At 62.5% G+C, this 443-nt stretch carries 1 protein-coding gene; it reads right to left on the reverse strand.

Annotation, left to right across the window (positions count from 1 at the left end; genetic code table 11):
- Nucleotides 1-378: SGNH hydrolase domain-containing protein (locus EN780_RS37825; protein WP_281035426.1), on the reverse strand; the 378-nt coding region annotated here is incomplete at its 3' end.
- Nucleotides 379-443 lie beyond the last annotated feature (65 nt).

Consider the following 443-nt stretch of genomic DNA (forward strand, 5'->3'; position numbering starts at 1 on the left):
GTAGTTAGGTTGCTCCGGAAAGTCGCGATGGACACCTTCTCCGAATGCGGCCGGGCAGGCATGATAAAGAAAGAAGGCCGTATTCTCCCTTTGGCCAACCGCATCCAATAGCGGGGCGAGATGCTCCGCATGGCTGTCACCCCACAGCATGGCATGGCGTGCCGCCTTGTCCCAAGGTGCTCCGAATGCGCAAAACGTGCCGTCCAGCTCGGCGATCTTGACCATCCGCGGACACGGCCAGTCCCACATCACCTCGAGGCTGCGCATCGCCTCAACCTCCCTCGGGATTCTGCTGGCGATACCCCCCGCTTGGAAGATTGAATTGCCGCACAGACCGACCATCAACGCTGCGGTCGCGCCGGCGATGACGGTTCTCATCGGGGGCGGCCGCAGCCGGCGAACGGGTTCTTCGACGAATCGCCAGGACAAATAGGCCGTCGCCC

The sequence above is a fragment of the Mesorhizobium sp. M4B.F.Ca.ET.089.01.1.1 genome (assembly GCF_004022605.1).
GTDB classification, from domain to species: Bacteria; Pseudomonadota; Alphaproteobacteria; order Rhizobiales; family Rhizobiaceae; genus Mesorhizobium; species Mesorhizobium abyssinicae.